The following is a 15,128-nucleotide window of genomic DNA, read 5'->3' on the forward strand; positions in this document are numbered from 1 at the left end:
AATGACGATGACACATCTGATCCGTCTGTCGCTGGCGGCGTCGGCGCTGGCCATGACCGCCGGTCTGGCACAGGCACAGGAACCGGTGAAGGCCTGTCTGATCACCAAGACCGATATCAACCCATTCTTCGTGAAGATGAAGGAAGGCGCGACCGCCAAGGCGGATGAACTTGGGATGCAGTTGATGAGCTTCGCCGGCAAGGTCGACGGCGATCACGAGACCCAGCAGCAGGCGATGGAAAGCTGCATCGCGGCGGGCGTCAAGGGCATCCTGATCACCGCCTCGGACACGAAGGCCATCGTCGATTCGGTCAAGCAGGCGCAGGATCGCGGGATCCTGGTCATCGCGCTGGATACGCCGCTGGACCCGATCGACGCGGCCGACGCCACCTTTGCCACCGACAATTACGAGGCCGGCCGCCTGATCGGCGCCTGGGCCAAGGGCAAGATGGGCGAGGAGGCCGCGAACGCAAGGATCGCCTTCCTCGATCTGTCCGAAAGCGCGCCCTCGGTCGATGTGCTGCGCGACCAGGGTTTCATGGAGGGCTTCGGCATCGACGTGAAGGACAAGAACACGATCGGGGACGAGGATGATCCGCGCATCGTCGGCCATGAGGTGACTTCGGGCAACGAAGAGGGCGGCCGTCAGGCGATGGAGGCCCTGTTGCAGAAGGATCCCGGCGTCAATCTGGTCTATACGATCAACGAACCCGCCGCCGCGGGCGCCTATGAGGCGCTGAAATCCTTCGGCAAGGAAAAAGACGCACTGATCGTGTCGATCGATGGCGGCTGTCCGGGCGTCCAGAACGTCAAGGAGGGCGTGATCGGCGCGACCTCGCAGCAATATCCGCTGAAGATGGCCTCGATGGGGATCGAGGCGATCGCCGCCTTCGCCAAGGATGGCACCAGGCCCCAGGCCAGCGAGGGACTGGATTTCACCGATACCGGCGTGAACCTTGTCACCGATCAGCCGGTCGAGGGCGTCCCGTCGATCACCGTGGCCGAGGGAACCGATCAGTGCTGGGGCTGATACCTGGCTGAGCGACGTCTTCCAGTCACGCAATCCGGGCGGCGCGTCACGCCGCGCCGCCCATCACCCCGTATCCGGAGAGAACCATGTCGGATGCCCCTGATCCCCCGGCCGAGCGGAGCGCGACCGAATCCGTGGCCTCGTTCGAACAGCATTCGCGCGGCCCGCTGGAGAGTTTGCAGCATTTCCTGCACCGCTACCCGACCATGGTGCCGGTCATCGTGCTGGTGCTGTCCCTGATCGCCTTCGGTCTGATCGCGCCCAATTTCTTTTCCGCCTTCAACCTGTCGCTGATCATGCAGCAGGTGGCGGTCGTGGGCACGCTGGCCGCCGCGCAATCGCTGGTCATCCTGACCGCGGGCATCGACCTGTCGGTTGGCGCCGTCATGGTGATGATTTCGGTCGTCATGGGGCGGCTGTCGCTGGATCTGGGCATACCCGTGCCGATCTCGATCCTGCTGGGGCTGGGCTGCGGCCTTCTGACCGGCGGGCTGAACGGCCTTCTGGTCACCCGCCTGAAGCTGCCTCCCTTCATCACCACGCTGGGCACCTGGAATATCTTCCTGGCGTTGAATTATTATCTGTCCGGACGCGAGACGATCCGCAGCCAGACGCTGGACGCCGAGGCGCCGCTGCTGAAGCTGTTCGGCGCGCGGTTCAATCTGGGCGGCGCCGTGCTGACCTGGGGCGTGGTTCTGATGCTGATCGTCTTCGCGGTCCTGTGGTATGCGCTGAACAAGACCGCCTGGGGCAGGCGCGTCTATGCCGTCGGCGACGATCCCGAGGCCGCCGCCCTTGCGGGTATCCAGACCAGACGCGTGCTGATGTCGGTCTACATGACGGCCGGGTTCATCTGCGCGCTGGCCGCGTGGTCTTCGATCGGGCGGGTCGGTTCGGTCAGTCCGACCTCGTTCTTCGAATCGAACCTCGAATCGATCACCGCCGTGGTCATCGGCGGGATCTCGTTGTTCGGCGGGCGCGGCTCGATCCTGGGGCCGCTGATCGGCGCGCTGATCGTCGGCGTGTTCAATTCGGGGCTGCGCCTTGCCGGCGTGGACGTTCTTTGGCAACTCTTCGCGACCGGCTGGCTGATCATCGTCGCCGTCGCCGTGGACCAGTGGATCAGGAAGATCTCGTCATGACCGAACCACTTCTGACAGCCCGCAACATCGTCAAGCGCTATGGCCGCGTGACCGCGATCGACCATGCCGATTTCGATCTCTTTCCCGGCGAGATCCTGGCCGTGATCGGCGATAACGGCGCCGGCAAGTCCAGCCTGATCAAGGCGGTATCGGGCGCGGTCCAGCCCGATGAGGGCGAGATCCGGCTGGACGGCCGTCCGGTCAGCTTCGACAGTCCCCTGCAGGCGCGCAAGGCCGGGATCGAGACCGTCTATCAGACGCTGGCCCTGTCGCCCGCCCTGTCCATCGCCGACAATATCTTCATGGGCCGCGAGATCCGCAAGGAAGGTGTCATGGGCCGGTGGTTCAGGATGCTGGACAAGGCGGCGATGGACAAGTTCGCGCGTGACAAGCTGTCGGAACTGGGGCTGATGACGATCCAGAACATCGGCCAGCCGGTCGAGACGCTGTCGGGCGGACAGCGCCAGGGCGTCGCGGTGGCCCGCGCTGCGGCCTTCGGCAGCCGGGTCATCATCCTGGATGAGCCGACGGCCGCGCTTGGGGTCAAGGAAAGCCGGCGCGTGCTGGATCTGATCCTGGACGTTCGCTCGCGCGGGATTCCCATCGTGCTGATCAGCCACAACATGCCCCATGTCTTCGAAGTCGCCGACCGGATCCACATTCACCGGCTGGGCAAGCGGCTGTGCGTGATCGATCCCAAGGATCATTCCATGTCGGATGCCGTGGCCTACATGACCGGCGCGAAGATTCCCGACGAGGCCGCGGCATGAGCGATCGGGCAGGGGGGCGCCGCCCCCCGTCCTGCGGACTCCCCCCGGGGTATTTCGACAACGAAGAAGGCCGCGCGCTGATCGATCGCATCGGCGCCTTGCCCGGTGACCGGATTCTGGTCGCGGTGGCGGGCGCGCCGGGATCGGGGAAATCCACCCTGGCCGAGGCGCTGGTGGCGCGGTTGGAGCAGGCGGTCCTGGTGCCGATGGACGGATTCCACCTTGATGACGCGGTTCTTGAGGCGCGGGGTCTGCGGGAGGTGAAGGGGGCCGTCCAGACATACGATGCCGAGGGATTTGCGGCGCTGGCCGCGCGCCTGTCGCATGCGCAGGCGGAAGTGGTCTTTCCGCTGTTCGACCGCGGGCGGGAATTGTCGGTTGCCGGGGCGGGCGTGGTCGCGCCCTCGGATCGGATCGTGGTGATCGAAGGCAATTACCTGCTTTTGGATCGGGCGCCGTGGAACCGGATCCGCTATGATCTGAGCGTCTTTCTGGATGTGCCCGAGGCCCGATTGCGCGACAGGCTCGAGGCGCGCTGGCGGGGCTTTGGCCGAGATCGCGCGGCAGTCGCTGCGCATCTGGCCAATGATCTGGCCAATGCGCGGCTGGTAGCGCGGCAATCTCGTGCAGCCGATGCCGTTCTAGTCATAGAGAAAGCGCATCAGGAACCAAGCGAGACCTGAACAGATCAGCGTCGCCGCGACCACGGGAACCGCCGTGCCGTCGTAGAGCAGACCGACGGGAGCGGCGATCAGTGTCGCCGCTACGGTCGATATCGCGGCGACGATCGAGGCCGCCATGCCGGCGATATGGCCGACATATTGCAGCGCCAGCGCGTTCAGGTTGCCGAATGTCACCCCCGCCATGAAGAAGACGCTGACACACCAGAGGAAGAAGGCCGGAAACTGCAGGCCGGCCGGCAACAGATCCCCCGCCAGCAGGACCAGCATCGCGCCGCTGACGAAGGTTTGCATGATATAGGCCCATTTCGCGATCCGCCGCATTCCGAAGCGCGTCACGAAGGTGGCGTTCAGGATCGTGCCCGATCCCGACAGCAGCGCCATCGCGGCAAACCAGGCCGGGAAGGCGTCGCCCTTGCCATAGGCCTCGCCGAACAATTGCTGCGCCGAGGACAGCAGGCCGAACATCTGCCCGAAGCCCAGCGTCAGGATCAGCGTGCACATCATGACATGCGGGCTGGACAGAACCTCGCGCGCGGCCGCCTTCAACGGGCCGGCGCGCAGCGGCCGGCGTCGTTCGGGCGGGAGCGTTTCGGCCTGGCGGAGATTCAGCCAGGTGCAACCGATCAGCGCGAAAATCAGGAAGCCTCCGAAAACGCCGTGCCAGCCCGCCAGGCGGATCATTCCCGCCCCGATCGACGGTGCCAGCGCCGGGATCATGATGAAGACCATCATCACGAAGCTGGTGATCCGCGCCATCTCGCGGCCGGCATAAAGGTCGCGAACCAGCGCCAGGCCGACGATCCGCGGCGCCGCGGCACCAAGGCCTTGCGCGAAGCGGGCGGCCAGCAGCATCTCGATCGAATTCGACATGATCGCGGCAAGGGTGGCCAGGATGTAGACGCCAAAGCCGATGGTGATCGCGCGCTTGCGCCCGATCGCGTCCGAGATGGGACCGGCAAAGAGAGTGCCCGTGCCCATGCCGGCGACGAAGGCGGTGAGGATCAGTTGGGCGCGGTTCTGGTTGTCTGGGGTCAGGTCTCGCGCGATCTGCGGCAATGCCGGCAGCATGGCATCGATGGAAAAGGCGACGGTGGCGAACAGGAACGCCAGCATCGCGATGAATTCGGGCATCGGCAAGCGTCGCAGGGGCGCCTGCTGGAACCGCGTTTCCTGGATCATTGGAGGGCACCTTTCCGGCAGCCTCCGGCTGATAGACCGTTTTTGCAGATCCTGCAAGTCACGCGGGGTCGGTCAGTTCATCGATGACGCCCTGCCAGACATGCGCGGGCTGGGCGCCGCCGATCGCGTGGCGGTCGGCGACGATGAAGGTCGGCACCGCGTTGATGCCACGCTCGCGGGCATGAGCCTCGCGCGCGGCGATCTCGTCGCGGTCGGCGTCGCTGTCCAGCAGCCGGGCGATCATGGCCTGATCCAGGCCGGCCGCGCCGCCGATCCGCGCGAGTTCGGCCGGATCCGAGATGTCGCGCGATTCCTGCCAATGGGCGCGAAGCAGGCCGGACATGACGCGCCCTTGTTCGCCCTCAAGGCCGGCCCAATGCATCAGGCGGTGCGCATCGCTGGTGTCGGGCTGACGGGTTGGCGGCCGAAGATCCAGTCCCATCGCGGCCGCGCGTTCGGCCAGCGCGCGCGCGGCATTGGCGGCGCCCGGTTTCATTTTCAGATATTCCAGTCGATCCATCCCCCCTCGCGGCATCTGCGGGTTCAGGCGGAACGGGTGCCAGGCGATGCGGAACGGATGATCGGAGCGGCTTTCGAGGGCGCGGTCCAGTTCCAGTTTGCCGATCAGGCACCAGGGGCAAACCGGATCAGAGAAGATATCGAGGCGGATCATGGCATGTCCTTGCGGTGACGGTCGCGCAGCGCGCAGTGGTTGTTCGTGCGGGTCGTGGCGCAGGGCGGCGCCTCTGGCCGGATCGGCAGGTTTCGGGCAGGGCCCGCCTGGACCACCAGTGCGCAAGCCGGCGGCTGGCTTCGGACCCTGCGGGAGGTTCCGATGATAGGGCTGGCGCGACCGACCTGCAACTCGGCCCATGGCGGACTTGATCCGTGGGGGCAAGAACCGAGCTTGCCATTGCCGACAGGCCCATGTCACCCTGCGCCAGAGGAGGCCGCCATGAAGATCATGCATTCGGGCCGCGCGCCATCGGGGCCCGGCCCCGAAAACTACTTCACCGGTCAGGTGCGGATCGATCCGCTGTTTCAGGCCGAGCCTCCGGGACGCGCGGTGGGCGCCCATGTCACCTTCGAGCCCGGCGCCCGCACCGCCTGGCACACGCATCCGGCCGGGCAGACCCTGATCGTCACGTTCGGGCGTGGACTGGCCGCCCGCGATGGCGGGCCGGTCGAGGAGATCCGTCAGGGCGATGTCGTCTGGATTCCGGCTGGCGAGAAACACTGGCACGGCGCCGCGCCCGATACCGCGATGAGCCATATCGCCATTCAGGAAGCCGTCGATGGCAGTGCGGTGACATGGCTGGAGAAGGTGACCGAAACCGAATATGACGGCCGGTCCGCAAGCGGGTGACACAAAAGAACGGCCCGCGCGAAGCGGGCCGTGAATGCCGAGGATCCCCTGGGATCAGAGCAGTTTGAGATCGCTGGCCGATGCGCGGCCGTCGCGGCCCGATTGCAGTTCGTATGCGATTTTCTGGTTGTCCTTGAGGCCCGTCAGCCCGGCGCGTTCCACCGCCGAGATGTGGACGAAGATGTCCTTGCCGCCATCATCGGGGGCGATGAAGCCATAGCCCTTGGTGGCGTTGAACCATTTCACCGTTCCGGTCGCCATAACCGTTCTCTCCTTCAAGTCATCCCGACGCCCGATTGCGCCAGGCCGTGCAGCCCGCTTTCGGTATTCCGGCTGCCCATCGAAAGGGAGGCGGTAGAAAGTCCTTGCTCACGCAGGTTTGAGGATGACCGAATCGTTAAGAAACGCAAGGGGTATCGCGCGCGGAATCGTGTGCCGCGCGTGAAGTCCCGGCGACATTGGCGCATTTCAGCGCAGATCCGGCGGTGTGGCTTCGGTCTTCAACATCTCGGCGGCCTGTTCCAGTGACAGGGACTTGCTGCCCTGCTGGTCCAGACGGCGGATCGAGACCGTCCGATCCTCTACCTCTTTCATGCCGATGGCAAGAATCGCGGGCACTTTTGCCACCGAATGTTCGCGGATCTTGTAGTTGATCTTTTCGTTTCGCGTATCCGCCTCGGCCCGCAATCCCGCCGCGCGCAGGGTTTCGACCACTTCGTGGACGTAATCATCGGCGTCCGAGACGATCGAGGCGACGACAACCTGACGCGGCGCCAGCCACAGCGGCAGCTTGCCGGCGCTGTTTTCGATCAGAATGCCGATGAATCGCTCGAAACTGCCCAGCACGGCACGGTGCAGCATGATCGGGCGATGTTTCGCGCCGTCCTGTCCGACATATTCCGCATCCAGCCGCTCTGGCAGGTTCGGATCCACCTGCAAGGTGCCGCATTGCCAGTCGCGACCGATGGCATCGGTCAGCACGAATTCCAGCTTTGGCCCGTAGAAGGCGCCTTCGCCGGGAAACAGCGTGTAATCATGGCCCGCCGCGATGCAGGCATTACCAAGCGCGGCCTCGGCCCGGTCCCAGCTTTCGTCCGAGCCGATGCGCTTTTCGGGGCGGGTGGACAGCTTTATGGTCCAGTCGGCGAAGCCCAGATCGGCGTAGATTCTGGCCAGAAACTCGATGAATTTCTTCGTTTCCGCCTCGATCTGATCCTCGGTGCAGAAGATATGCGCATCGTCCTGGGTAAAGCCGCGCACGCGCATGATCCCGTGCAGCGCGCCCGAGGGCTCGTAACGGTTGCAGGATCCGAATTCGGCCATGCGCAACGGCAGGTCGCGATAGGATTTCAGCCCATGGTTGAAGACCTGGACGTGGCACGGGCAGTTCATCGGCTTCAGCGCGTTGATGGTCTTGGTCCGGGCATGATCCTCGTCCACCTCGACGATGAACATGTTTTCCTGATAATTGTCCCAATGACCTGATTCTTCCCACAATTTCCGGCTGACGACCTGCGGGGTATTGACCTCGACATAGCCGTCGGCACGCTGCTGGCGGCGCATGTAGTCCTGCAGCGCGACATAGATGTTCCAGCCGTTCGGGTGCCAGAAAATCTGACCCGGCGCTTCTTCCTGCATATGGAACAGGTCCATCTCGCGGCCCAGCTTGCGGTGGTCGCGCTTGGCGGCCTCTTCCAGCATGTGCAGATGGGCCTTCAACTCGTCACGGTTGCGGAAGGCCACGCCGTAGATGCGTTGCAGCATCGGGCGGCTGGCATCGCCCAGCCAGTAGGCGCCGGCGATATGGGTCAGCTTGAAGGCATCGGCGGGAAGCTGGCCGGTCGATTGCAGATGCGGGCCGCGGCACAGATCCTGCCAGTCGCCGTGCCAGTACATCCGCAGCGGTTCGTCGCCCGGAATCCGGTCGATCAACTCGACCTTGAAGGGTTCGCCGCGGTTCCGATAATAGGCACGGGCGCGATCGCGATCCCAGATCTCGGTGCGGACGGGATCGCGGGCGTTGATGATCTCTTTCATCCTCGCCTCGATGCGGCCCAGATCTTCGGGCGTGAACGGTTCGGCGCGGTCGAAATCGTAGAACCAGCCATAATCGCGCACGGGTCCGATCGTGACCTTCGCATCGGGCCAGATTTCTTGCACCGCGCGCGCCATGACATGGGCGAAATCGTGGCGGATCAGCTCCAGCGCCGGCGCCTCGTCCTTCATGGTGTGAATGCTGAACGCGCCGGAATCCTCGATTGGCCATTGCAGATCGATGTGCCGCCCGTCCAGCGAGGCCGATATGGCGCGCTTGGCGAGGCTGGGCGCAATGCTTTCGGCAACCTCGGCGGCGGTGATGCCGGCTGCGTAGTTGCGCGCATTGCCATCGGGAAAGGTCAGGGAAATCTGGGACATGCCGTCCTCCTCGTCGGTCTGGCGCCCACGGAACGCCCGGTTGCGGGTTATCTGCGCCAGTCCATGGACCTCGCGGCGAAAAGTGTCAAGATTGGCACGGGAACGAAGGAGAGTGCCGCATGAGCGATCATCTGACCACCAGCGAGGGCCGCCGCATCGCCTATCGTCGGATCGCGGGGCAGGGACCGGGCGTGGTTTTCCTGGGCGGGTTCAAATCCGACATGCAGGGCACCAAGGCGCTGCATCTTGCGGCATGGGCGCGCCAATCCCGGCGCGCATTCCTGCGCTTCGACTATTCCGGCCACGGCGAAAGTGGCGGCCGTTTCGAAGATGGCTGCATCGGCGATTGGGCCGAAGACGCCCGCGCCATGATCGAGGCGCTGACGGATGGGCCGCAGGTCCTGGTCGGATCGTCAATGGGCGGCTGGATCGCGCTGCTGCTGGCGCGGTCGATGCCGCAGCGCGTGGCCGGGCTGGTCACGATCGCGGCGGCGCCGGATTTCACCGAACAGGGATTCTGGGCGGGTCTGGATCCGGCGCAACGCGAGATCCTGATGCGCGACGGAAGGATCGAGACGCCCAGCGATTACAGCGACGAGCCCTATGTGATCACCCGGCACCTGATCGAGGACGGGCGAAAGCGGCTGGTCCTGAATCAGCCGCTGCCGCTGCCATTTCCGGTGCGTCTGCTGCAGGGAACCGCCGATGCGGATGTACCGGTCGATTGGGCGCTGCGGTTGCTGGATCATGCCAGCGGGCCGGATATCCGGCTGGTCCTGGTCAAGGATGCCGATCACCGGTTCTCGACGCCGGAATGCCTGGACCTGGTAACCGCCTCGATCGAGGGGCTTCCGGTCTGACCCGGATCAGAAGCGGATCGTGTCATGCTCGCCCATATCGGGCTTCTTGCCGGTGACCTTCGATTTGGCGATCTCGTAGAGAAAGCTAGGCTTGCCACCTGTAGCCCATATTTCGGCCTCGGACAGATCCATCCGCATCAACTGCACATCTGGATCCTGGCGACCGTCCTCGAACCAGCTTGAGGCAACGGCATTCCACAACTCATCCAGCTTCTCCCGGTCGTCAGACAGCGACAGCGTTCCGTGGATGCGCGCAAACAGGCCGGCGCCGCCATCGGTCACGATATGGATCGCAGCCAACCCGCCGGCCGACGCGGATTTCGCGAGATCCGTTTCCTTGGCGGTGATGAACCAGAGGGCGCGACGGTCACGGTCCGCGTAATGCGACATCGGCACAAGCCGCATGTCTTCGGTGACGCCCAGCATTCCGACATTGATGTCGTCCAGCCGGTTCCAGAAGCTGTCGGTCAGGCTTTCCCGGTCAGTCATGTCGATCCCTTTCACGCCGCACCCTGCGACCTTGCGGGAACAACCCGGCGACGGCGGCCGGGTTCCGGGATCAGACGCCGATCTTGCTGCTGTCGCCCACCGGGTCGTTGACACCGCAATCGGCTGCCACACCCCCGCGGGCGCGGCGGCGCCTGGGCTTGATCGAATCCGGCACCGACATGTTCTCGTCGATGAAATCCAGCACCAGCGGGCGAATGTTCAGCCGCCACGACTTGCCTGCGAAGATGCCGTAATGACCGGCGCCGGGTTCAAGATGCTGCTGCTTGCGCTCGGCCGGGACGCCGCTGCACAGATCCAGCGCCGCAACGCATTGGCCCGGCGCCGAGATGTCGTCATTGGCGCCCTCGACCGTCATCACGGCTGTGCTGGTGATCCTGCCGATATCGACCGGTCGCCCGTTCACGGTGAAACGGTTCTGCGCGATTTCCAGATTCTTGAAGATCCGTTCGACCGTGGACAGGTAGAATTCCGCCGTCATGTCCATCACGGCCAGATATTCGTCGTAGAACCGGTTATGCCGGTCGCCTTCCGTCGCGGTGCCGCGTGCCTCGGCAAAGATCTTGTCGATGAAGGCCTTCGCGTGGGTTTCGGCGTTCATCGCGATGAACGAGGAAAGCTGGGCGAGGCCCGGATAGACCATCCGACCTGCGCCGCGATATTTGAAGCCGACCGACTGGATCGCCAGATGCTCCAACTCGCCCATCGTCATGCGGTTGCCGAAATCGGTGACATCGGTCGCGGCCGCGTCGGGATCGACCGGGCCGCCGATCAGGGTCAGCGTGCGCGGCTGCGAGGCGGGTTCGTCCTCGGCCAGGATCGCGGTCGCGGCCAGCGCCAGGGGGGCCGGCTGGCAGATGGCCACCACATTGGTATCGGGGCCCAGGAACCGGATGAAATCGACCAGATAGCTGGTGTAATCCTCGATGTCGAACTTGCCTTCACTGACGGGAATGTCGCGCGCGTTGTGCCAATCCGTGACATAGACTTCGCAATCGGGTAGCAGCGAGGTGACGGTGGACCGCATCAGCGTCGCGTAATGGCCCGACATCGGAGCGATCAGCAGCACCTTGCGAAGTTGCGGCTCGCGCCGGGAAACGCGGAAGTGGATCAGGTCGCCGAAGGCGCGGCGCATCACCGGTTCGGGATAGACGACGTGATCCTGGCCGTCCTCGCCGAGGATTGCCGGAATTTCCCAGTCAGGCTTGATGACCATGCGTGCGAAGCTGCGTTCGGTGACATGGCCCCAGGCGCTGATCAGCCTGAACATCGGGTTGGGGGACAGGGCGAAGACCGGATAGGACGCAAAGGCGCGGGCTGTCGCGCCGAGCCATTCATTCGTGTTCCGGATCGTCTCCATCGCGTCGTAGGATACGACGCCCTTCAGTCCCTTGGTCGGCATGTTAGCCACCCTTTTCTGCGTTGCGGCGCAGTGCGGGCCCGGCCGAGGTCGGCTGAGGCTCTGATCTGGCGGCTTTACGCTGTGCCTGCGCTGCGCGTATCATTACCCTCTTTCTAGGGGGGATGTCGTCTCATGGCAAGCAACAGAGGCTCGACGGGCAAAGATGTTACGCAACGGAAGGGCATTCGGGCAACATCTGGAAAGACCGGCACGTCGAAGGATTCGGCGGATGCGAAGGAGACAAGGAAGCCTGCCGCCGCGGAACCGCGCAAACGGGCCAAGTCCGCCGATGCCGCGACTGCGAAATCGGTGGCGGCGGCACGGCCCGCAACCGCCCGCAAGGCCGCAAAGCCGGCCGCTTCGTCGAAAGACCAACCGCGCAAGACCGCGAAAGCCAGCCCGGCCGAGGCCCGGCTGGAGGACGCGGCCTCGACCCGTTCGAGCGAGGCAGGGGCCACGCCCCGATCCCCCGGCGCCATGCCGCCGCCCCCTGGCGCCACGCCCGAAAAGATGCTCGAGGCGCTGGCCATGGGCGTCGATGCACCCAACGCGCAGCGGCTGGCCGAGAATATCGAGCGGATCGAGGCTTTGGGAAACCGGCTGATGAACGCCTTTTCGGGCCGCAGCCTGCCCAATCCTGGCGTCGAGGCGCCGGGCCCCGATCTGCTGCTGACCGCCGCCAACGCCTGGATGAAGTCATGGACGGAACAGCCCGCGCGGGTGATCGAACAGCAGGTGAATTACTGGGGCGAGACGCTGAAACACTATGCCAAGGCCAATATCGCGCTGGCCAGTGGCAATCTGAGCGCGCCCGAGGATGACAGCCCCGCCGACAAGCGTTTCGCCAATCCGCTGTGGCGCAGTCATCCCTATTTCAACTTCTTCAAGCGTCAGTATCAGATCAATGCCAGCGCCATGCGCGAGGCGGCGGACAGGCTGGACATGCCCGATCAGGTGGCACGGCGGCGCATCGGCTGGCTGACCGACCAGATCATCGACATGATGGCGCCGACGAATTTCCTGGCCACCAATCCCGACGCACTGGAAAAGGCCGTCGAGACCGAGGGCGAAAGCCTTGTGAAGGGCCTGGAGAACCTGGTGCGCGACGTCGAGATGAACGGTGGCGAGATGGTCGTCTCGCTGGCCGATCGCGATGCCTTCACCGTCGGCGAGAATATCGGCACCGCCGAAGGTCGCGTGGTGCATCGGACGCCGCTGCTGGAACTGATCCAGTACACCCCGACGACCGACAAGGTGCACGAGATCCCGCTGCTGATCTTTCCGCCCTGGATCAACAAGTTCTACATCCTGGACCTGAAACCGCAGAACAGCCTGATCCGCTGGCTTCTGGATCAGGGTCACACGTTGTTCATCGTCAGCTGGAAGAATCCCGATGCCAGCTATGCCGAGGTCGGAATGGAGGAATATGTCGCCGCCTATCTGGACGCGATGGACAAGGTTCGCGATCTGACCGACCAGAAGAAGCTGAACGTGGTCGGCTATTGCATCGCCGGCACGACCCTGGCGCTGACGCTTGCATTGCTGAAGCAGCGTGGCGACGATCGCGTGAATTCGGCGACGCTGTTTACCGCATTGACCGATTTCTCGGATCAGGGGGAATTCGTCAGCTTCCTTCAGGACGATTTCGTCAACGGCATCGCCGAAGAGGTCGAGCGGCATGGCCTGCTGCGGGCGCAACTGATGTCGCGCACGATGAGCTTTCTGCGCGCCAACGATCTGGTCTGGGGCCCGGCCATCCGCAGCTACATGCTGGGCGAACAGCCGCCCGCCTTCGATCTGCTGTTCTGGAATGGCGACAGCACCAACCTGCCGGGCAAGATGGCCATGCAATATCTGCGCGGCCTGTGCCAACGGAACGATTTCGCCGGCAATGGCTTCGATCTGATGGGCCACAAGCTGACATTGTCGGATGTCACAGTGCCGCTTTGCGCCGTGTCCTGCGAGACCGATCACATCGCGCCCTGGAAAGATTGCTGGCGCGGCGTGGCGCAGATGGGCGCGACCGACAAGACCTTCATCCTGTCCGAAAGCGGCCATATCGCGGGTATCGTCAACCCGCCGTCGAAGAAGAAATACGGTCACTACACGGGCAATGGCGACTTTTCTCATGGCCACGAGGCATGGCGTGAACAGGCCGATTTCGCGCCGGGCAGCTGGTGGCCCCGCTGGGGGGAATGGCTGGCCGAAAGGGCAGGGCGGATGGTCGATGCACGGCAGCCCTTCGAAGGGCTGGGCGCCGCGCCCGGCAGCTATGTTCACGACCGCGCCGGGTGATCCGCATGCGATGTCCGAGGGATTTCAGGCTCCTGGAAAAATTTGCTGCAACGCAGCATTTGGGCTTGAAATGCCGCAGCGCAGCATTCATATTGGTCTCACGATAACCGGGCGTGGCGAATCCCTCGGAACCCGCATTGGCCGCGCCGAAAAGGAGAGATGAGATGGCTACGAAGACCCCCGACTTTACCAAGACCTTCCAGGACATGATGGCGAATTTCCCGGTCGACACCTCGTCGGTGCAGGACGCGATGAAATCGCAAAGCGCCCTGGGCGAGAAACTGGCCAAGGTTGCACTGAGCGCCGCCGAACGCTCGACCGAGATTTCGGCCCAATGGGCCAAGGACACGATCGCCCGCATGGGTGAAGCCGCCATCGTCAAGTCCGAGCCCTCGGACTATGCCAAGGCGATGACCGACTTCGCCTCGGCCTATGCCGAAGTGACGTCCGAACATATGGCCGCCTATGCCGAGGTTGCCAAGAAGGTGCAGATGGACACGGTCGATCTGATGCTGACCGCCGGCAAGGACATTGCCTCGGACGCCCAGAAGGCCACCGAGAAAGCCGTCCGCGACACGCAGACCGCCGCGAAGAAGGCCACCGCCGCCGCGAAGTGATCGCGACGTTCGAGGATCGGATGAAACGGGGGGACGGGCGACCGTCCCCCTTGTCCTATCCGGATCGGGCCTCCGCCACCGCGCGCGGCCGCCCGAAGCCGCGTCACGACGCGGAATTTTTCTTTGCCTTTTGCGTATGCAGCAACCATCATGGCCCAAATCTGCCGCAAGGGGTTTTCAGGGATGGTCACCAGGTCCGCGCCGCTGCTGATCAAGCGTTATGCCAGCCGGCGCCTCTACAACACCGAGACCAGCGATTACGTCACTCTGGATGATATCGCCGGCTTCATTCGCGAGGGTCGCGAGGTCAAGATCGTCGATCTGAAATCCGGTGACGAACTGACACGGCAATATCTTTTGCAGATCATCGCCGAACACGAGGGCCGGGGCGAGAACGTCCTGCCCATAGACGTGCTGACCGACCTGGTGCGAAGCTATACCACCAGCGCTCAATCCGTCGTGCCGCAATTTCTGGCCGCCAGTTTCGAGATGCTGCGCGAGGGGCAATCGAAGGTGCTGGAAAACATGTCCTCGATGAATCCGATGGCCCGGATGCCGGGTTTCGAGGCCCTGCAGCGCCAGCAGCAGGCCTTTCTGAAGGCGATGATGGTTGGTTGGCGCGGCGGTGCATCCGGCCCTGAGCCTGAGGGTGACGACGCCGGACAGCGCGCCGCAGCGCCCGCAGCCAGCGAAACCGGCGGCCGTGCCGACCCGGCGGGCGACGACCCGCAAGACATGGCCGATATCCGCCGCCAACTGGCCGAACTCCAGAAGCGCATCTCCAAGCTCTGACTTGCACCCGCCGCCCGGGCGGGCTAGACGGACCGACACGGAGCGGTGGCCGAGTGGTCGAAGGCGCACG

At 64.2% G+C, this 15,128-nt stretch carries 15 protein-coding genes; 9 read left to right on the forward strand and 6 right to left on the reverse strand.

The annotated features are described in order from the left end of the window. Position 1: 1 nt before the first annotated feature. The 4 genes from B4L36_RS11300 (at position 2) to B4L36_RS11315 (ending at position 3,625) form a co-directional block, all read left to right on the forward strand. Positions 2-1,030 (forward strand): sugar ABC transporter substrate-binding protein, encoded by a 1,029-nt coding sequence (locus tag B4L36_RS11300; protein ID WP_292957004.1) that lies wholly within the window; start codon positions 2-4, stop codon positions 1,028-1,030. A gap of 86 nt (positions 1,031-1,116) precedes the next feature. Next, positions 1,117-2,172: an ABC transporter permease gene (locus B4L36_RS11305; RefSeq protein ID WP_292957007.1), complete on the forward strand. Its 1,056-nt coding sequence runs from the start codon at positions 1,117-1,119 to the stop codon at positions 2,170-2,172. Further along, the gene (locus tag B4L36_RS11310; RefSeq protein ID WP_292957010.1) at positions 2,169-2,942 is read left to right on the forward strand and encodes an ATP-binding cassette domain-containing protein; all 774 of its coding nucleotides are present in this window, start codon (positions 2,169-2,171) and stop codon (positions 2,940-2,942) included. The genes B4L36_RS11305 and B4L36_RS11310 overlap by 4 nt, the downstream gene beginning before the upstream one ends. Further along, positions 2,939-3,625 (forward strand): AAA family ATPase, encoded by a 687-nt coding sequence (locus tag B4L36_RS11315; RefSeq protein ID WP_292957013.1) that lies wholly within the window; start codon positions 2,939-2,941, stop codon positions 3,623-3,625. The genes B4L36_RS11310 and B4L36_RS11315 overlap by 4 nt, the downstream gene beginning before the upstream one ends. On the opposite strand, the gene B4L36_RS11320 is transcribed toward B4L36_RS11315, so the two are convergent. Next, positions 3,584-4,804, reverse strand: a complete 1,221-nt coding sequence (locus B4L36_RS11320; protein ID WP_292957016.1) for a multidrug effflux MFS transporter — start codon at positions 4,802-4,804, stop codon at positions 3,584-3,586. The two genes, B4L36_RS11315 and B4L36_RS11320, sit on opposite strands and share 42 nt — an antisense overlap. A 58-nt stretch (positions 4,805-4,862) precedes the next feature. Further along, positions 4,863-5,477, reverse strand: coding sequence for a DsbA family oxidoreductase (locus B4L36_RS11325; RefSeq protein WP_292957019.1), 615 nt, complete (start codon positions 5,475-5,477; stop codon positions 4,863-4,865). A gap of 282 nt (positions 5,478-5,759) precedes the next feature. On the opposite strand from B4L36_RS11325, the gene B4L36_RS11330 reads away from it, so the two are divergent. After that, positions 5,760-6,170 (forward strand): (R)-mandelonitrile lyase, encoded by a 411-nt coding sequence (locus B4L36_RS11330; RefSeq protein WP_292957022.1) that lies wholly within the window; start codon positions 5,760-5,762, stop codon positions 6,168-6,170. 54 nt (positions 6,171-6,224) lie between these two features. Here the strand turns inward: B4L36_RS11330 and B4L36_RS11335 are convergent, their stop codons facing one another. Both B4L36_RS11335 and thrS read right to left on the reverse strand, forming a co-directional pair. Beyond that, complete coding sequence (locus tag B4L36_RS11335; protein WP_089388183.1) at positions 6,225-6,431, reverse strand: cold-shock protein; 207 nt, start codon at positions 6,429-6,431, stop codon at positions 6,225-6,227. Between the two features lie 207 nt (positions 6,432-6,638). After that, positions 6,639-8,585 carry a threonine--tRNA ligase gene (gene thrS / locus B4L36_RS11340; RefSeq protein WP_292957035.1) on the reverse strand — a complete coding sequence of 649 codons (1,947 nt, stop codon included), beginning with the start codon at positions 8,583-8,585 and terminating at the stop codon, positions 6,639-6,641. Positions 8,586-8,704: 119 nt separating this feature from the next. Between thrS and B4L36_RS11345 the strand changes: the two genes are divergently transcribed. Further along, positions 8,705-9,445, forward strand: a complete 741-nt coding sequence (locus B4L36_RS11345) for an alpha/beta fold hydrolase (protein ID WP_292957038.1) — start codon at positions 8,705-8,707, stop codon at positions 9,443-9,445. A 6-nt stretch (positions 9,446-9,451) separates the two neighbouring features. Here the strand turns inward: B4L36_RS11345 and B4L36_RS11350 are convergent, their stop codons facing one another. Both B4L36_RS11350 and phaZ read right to left on the reverse strand, forming a co-directional pair. Then, the gene (locus tag B4L36_RS11350; protein ID WP_292957041.1) at positions 9,452-9,934 is read right to left on the reverse strand and encodes a pyridoxamine 5'-phosphate oxidase family protein; all 483 of its coding nucleotides are present in this window, start codon (positions 9,932-9,934) and stop codon (positions 9,452-9,454) included. 70 nt (positions 9,935-10,004) lie between these two features. Then, positions 10,005-11,354 (reverse strand): polyhydroxyalkanoate depolymerase, encoded by a 1,350-nt coding sequence (gene phaZ / locus B4L36_RS11355; protein WP_414692175.1) that lies wholly within the window; start codon positions 11,352-11,354, stop codon positions 10,005-10,007. Between the two features lie 510 nt (positions 11,355-11,864). On the opposite strand from phaZ, the gene phaC reads away from it, so the two are divergent. From phaC to phaR, 3 genes are all read left to right on the forward strand, one after another. Continuing rightward, positions 11,865-13,649 (forward strand): class I poly(R)-hydroxyalkanoic acid synthase, encoded by a 1,785-nt coding sequence (gene phaC / locus B4L36_RS11360; protein ID WP_292957044.1) that lies wholly within the window; start codon positions 11,865-11,867, stop codon positions 13,647-13,649. Between the two features lie 164 nt (positions 13,650-13,813). Further along, a complete protein-coding gene (locus B4L36_RS11365) occupies positions 13,814-14,266 on the forward strand; it encodes a Phasin (RefSeq protein ID WP_292957047.1) in 453 nt (150 codons plus the stop codon). A 183-nt stretch (positions 14,267-14,449) separates the two neighbouring features. After that, positions 14,450-15,058: a polyhydroxyalkanoate synthesis repressor PhaR gene (gene phaR / locus B4L36_RS11370; protein ID WP_292957050.1), complete on the forward strand. Its 609-nt coding sequence runs from the start codon at positions 14,450-14,452 to the stop codon at positions 15,056-15,058. Positions 15,059-15,128: the final 70 nt, after the last annotated feature.

This window comes from Paracoccus sp. UBA889, assembly GCA_002294185.1.
Classification (GTDB): Bacteria; Pseudomonadota; Alphaproteobacteria; order Rhodobacterales; family Rhodobacteraceae; genus Paracoccus.